The sequence below is a fragment of the Streptomyces sp. NPDC000880 genome (assembly GCF_053599675.1).
The window spans coordinates 1-3,755 of sequence record NZ_JBSFMS010000231.1 but is presented as its reverse complement, the minus strand read 5'-3'; the positions used below and the strand labels follow the sequence as shown (position 1 = coordinate 3,755).

Here is a 3,755-nt window from a genome sequence, read left to right as displayed (position 1 = left end):
CGTCGGCCGCCCCTGCGGCGGCAGGAGATCGGGGGTCCGGGTGGTGCCCCCCAGGGGAGGTCAGCATGTCTCCATTGCGCCAGGTTTTTTCCTCTAAGGCAAATTTCTTGCCCCAGAGGCAAAGAATCAGCGGTTGGCGACCGCCTGCTTGACCAGCGTCTTGCCGAAGTCCCACATCAGCCCGCCGCCCCCGTGGGCGTCGTCCATCACGGCCGTGAAAGCCGCCACGAACCGATCGACCTCCCGCTCACCGATGATCAGCGGCGGAATCAGCTTGATCACTTCCAGAAGGTCGCCCGAGACCTGGGTGAGGATCCGGTGCTTCTGCAACAGCGGCACCACCACCATCTGCGCGAAGAGACCCTTGCGGGCCGCCTGCAGCATGGTCCAGCGGCTGCGCAGCTTGATCGAGTCGGGCCGGCCGAACTCGATGCCGATCATCAGGCCGCGCCCCCGCACCTCGTGCAGCAGCTCGTAGCGGTCGACGAGCGCCGCGAGCCGGGAGCACAGCAGCTCGCCGGTCACCCGCGCATTGGCGACGACCTGCTCGTCCTCGATCACCGAGAGGACGGCGAGCCCGGCGGCCATCGCCTGGGCGTTGGATCCGAAGCTCGCCGAGTGCACCAGAACCCGGTCCATCGACGAGTAGACCTTCTTGAAGATCCAGTCCTTGCCGAGGGTCGCTCCCACCGGTACGTAACCGCCCGAGAGCGCCTTCGCCACACAGACCAGATCCGGCTCGACCCCTTGCTCGTGCTGGTACGCGTAGAAGTCGCCGGTCCTGCCGAGGCCGGTCTGCACCTCGTCCGCGATCAGCAGTGCCTTGTGCTTGTGCAGCAGCTCCTGGGCCGCGTACAGGAATCCTGGGGGCGTCTCGTGCACGCCCTTGCCCTGGATCGGCTCCACGACGAAGCCCGCCACATCGCCGCGCCTCAACTCCCGCTCCAACGCGGCCAGGTCGCCGAGCCCGATGGCGGTGTCGGGCAGCAGCGGCGCGAATCCGTCCCGGAACCCCGCCTCCCCGTTCACCGACAGGGATCCGGTGGTCAGCCCGTGGAAGGCGTGCGAGCAGTAAAGGATCCTCGGCTTCCCGGTGGCGTACCGGGCGAACTTCAGCGCGGTCTCCACCGCCTCCGTACCGCTGTTGCCGAAGAACACCCGGTCCAGGTGCGGACTGTGCGCCAGCAGCTTCTCCGCGAGCAGCCCCGGCAGCGGCTGGCAGTCGAAGCGCGTGAGGTCCGCGAGCGAGGCGTCGAGGACGTCGTGCAGCGCCTTGCGTACGACCGGGTGGTGCCGGCCGAGCCCCATCACCCCGAAGCCCGCGAGCATGTCCAGATAGTCGTTGCCGTCGGCGTCCCAGAAGTACGCGCCCTCGGCCCGTTCGTAGATCTTGTCGAAGCCGATGGTGTGCAACATGCGCGGCAACTGATGGTTGAGATGTCGCGCATGCAGCTCATAGCGCTCGGCCCCGCGCTGCGCGAGGAGCCGGGCCAGATCGAAGCCCCCCAGCGGCTCGGTGCCCGTCGACGGCTCGGTCATCCCTCAGCTGTCCTCTCCTTCACCGCCATGGCGGCACTGATCCGTCCCGCGATCTCCACCGGGGTGAGCCCGATGTCGGCGAGTACCTCGCCGCGTTTGGCCTGCGCAAGGAACTGCTCGGGGATGCCGAAGGCACGCAGCGGCACATCCACTCCGGCGTCCCGCAGTTCCTGCCCGACGGCCGAACCGACCCCGCCGTTGCGGCTGTTGTCCTCCACCACGGCCACCAGACGGTGCTGCGCGGCGAGCGGCGCGAGCTGTTCGTCGACGGGCTTGACCCAGCGCGGGTCCACGACGGTGCAGGCGATGCCGCGGCCCTTGAGCAGCTCGACACTCTGCAGGCAGACGGACGCGAGCGCGCCCACCGAGACCACCAGCACATCGGCGTCGTCCGCCCGGTGCAGTACGTCCATCCCGCCGATCCGCCCGATCGCCTCGACCGGCTCGCCCACCGACTCCTTCGGGAAGCGCAGCACGGTCGGCGCGTCGTCCACATCGACGGCCTCGCGCAGCTCCGCACGCAGCCGGTCGGCGTCGCGCGGCGCGGCGATCCGCAGCCCGGGGACGACCTGCAGGATCGACATGTCCCACATGCCGTTGTGGGAGGCCCCGTCGACGCCGGTGACGCCCGCCCGGTCGAGTACGAAGGTCACTCCGCACTTGTGCAGGGCCACGTCCATCAGCACCTGGTCGAAGGCGCGGTTGAGAAAGGTGGCGTACACGGCGACGACGGGATGCAGCCCGCCGGTGGCGAGCCCGGCCGCGGAGACCGCGGCGTGCTGCTCGGCGATCCCGACGTCCCACACCCGGTCGGGGAACCGCTCGGCGAACTTCGTCAGGCCGACGGGGTGCAGCATCGCGGCGGTGATCGCCACGACGTCCGGCCGCTCGGCCCCGATCGCTGCGATCTCGTCCCCGAACACCGAAGTCCAGGACGGCCCGTCGGACGGCGCGAGCGGCTCGCAGGTCAGCGGGTCCATCACCCCGACGGTGTGGAAGCGGTCGGCCTCGTCCTCCAGGGCCGGCTGGTAGCCGCGGCCCTTCTCGGTCAGGCAGTGCACCAGTACGGGCCCGTGGAAGCGCTTGGCCCGGCGCAGCGCGGATTCGACGGCCGCGATGTTGTGCCCGTCTATCGGCCCCAGGTACTTCAGGCCCAGATCCTCGAACATCCCCTGGGGCGCGAAGGCGTCCTTGAACCCCTTCTTCGCGCCGTGCAGCGATTCGTACAGCGGCTTCCCGACAACGGGGGTGTGCTGCAGAACGTCCTTGCCCCAGGCCAGCACCCGTTCGTAGCCGTCGGTCGTACGGAGTGTGGCGAGGTGGTTGGCGAGGCCGCCGATCGTCGGGGCGTACGAGCGCTCGTTGTCGTTGACGACGATGATCAGCGGCCGGTCCTTCGCCGCGGCGATGTTGTTGAGCGCCTCCCAGGCCATGCCGCCGGTGAGCGCGCCGTCCCCGATGACCGCGACGACATGATCACTGCCGCCCAGCACCTGATGCGCCTTGGCAAGACCGTCCGCCCAGCCGAGGACGGTCGACGCGTGGGAGTTCTCTATGACGTCGTGCTCGGACTCCTCGCGGGAGGGGTAGCCGGAGAGCCCACCCTTGCCGCGCAGCTTGGAGAAGTCCTGGCGGCCGGTGAGCAGTTTGTGTACGTAGCTCTGGTGCCCGGTGTCCCACAGAATGCGGTCGACGGGCGAGTCGAAGACCCGGTGCAGGGCGACGGTCAGCTCCACCACCCCGAGGTTGGGGCCCAGATGCCCCCCTGTCCTGGCCACTGCGTGCACCAGGAACTCTCTGATCTCCTTGGCGAGTTCTTCGAGTTCCGTATCGGTCAGCGCCTTGAGATCGCGCGGCCCCCGGATGCTCTCAAGAATCGTCACGGTCGGACCCCCTTCACTTGCTGATCAGCTCACGGTGACGGCGGGCGGGCCCGAGACCGCCCCTGCGTCCTCCATGGATTCGGCGATCTTCATCGCCTCTTCGATGAGGGTCTCGACGATCTTCGACTCGGGCACGGTCTTGATGACCTCACCCTTCACAAAGATCTGACCCTTGCCGTTTCCGGAGGCAACGCCGAGGTCGGCCTCGCGGGCCTCGCCCGGCCCGTTGACAACGCATCCCATAACGGCGACGCGCAGCGGCACCTCCATGCCTTCGAGACCGGCGCTGACCTGGTCGGCAAGCTTGTAGACATCCACCTGGGCCCGCCCGCA

The 3,755-nt window shown here is 68.7% G+C and carries 3 protein-coding genes; all 3 read right to left on the bottom strand.

Annotation, left to right across the window (positions count from 1 at the left end; genetic code table 11):
• Window positions 1-126: 126 nt before the first annotated feature.
• Window positions 127-1,539: an aspartate aminotransferase family protein gene (locus tag ACWDO5_RS35485; RefSeq protein ID WP_450534647.1), complete on the bottom strand. Its 1,413-nt coding sequence runs from the start codon at window positions 1,537-1,539 to the stop codon at window positions 127-129.
• A complete protein-coding gene (gene dxs, locus ACWDO5_RS35480; RefSeq protein WP_450534646.1) occupies window positions 1,536-3,422 on the bottom strand; it encodes a 1-deoxy-D-xylulose-5-phosphate synthase in 1,887 nt (628 codons plus the stop codon). The genes ACWDO5_RS35485 and dxs overlap by 4 nt, the downstream gene beginning before the upstream one ends.
• Before the next feature lie 24 nt (window positions 3,423-3,446).
• Window positions 3,447-3,755 (bottom strand): flavodoxin-dependent (E)-4-hydroxy-3-methylbut-2-enyl-diphosphate synthase (locus tag ACWDO5_RS35475; RefSeq protein WP_450534645.1); only part of this gene is annotated, 309 nt, incomplete at its 5' end.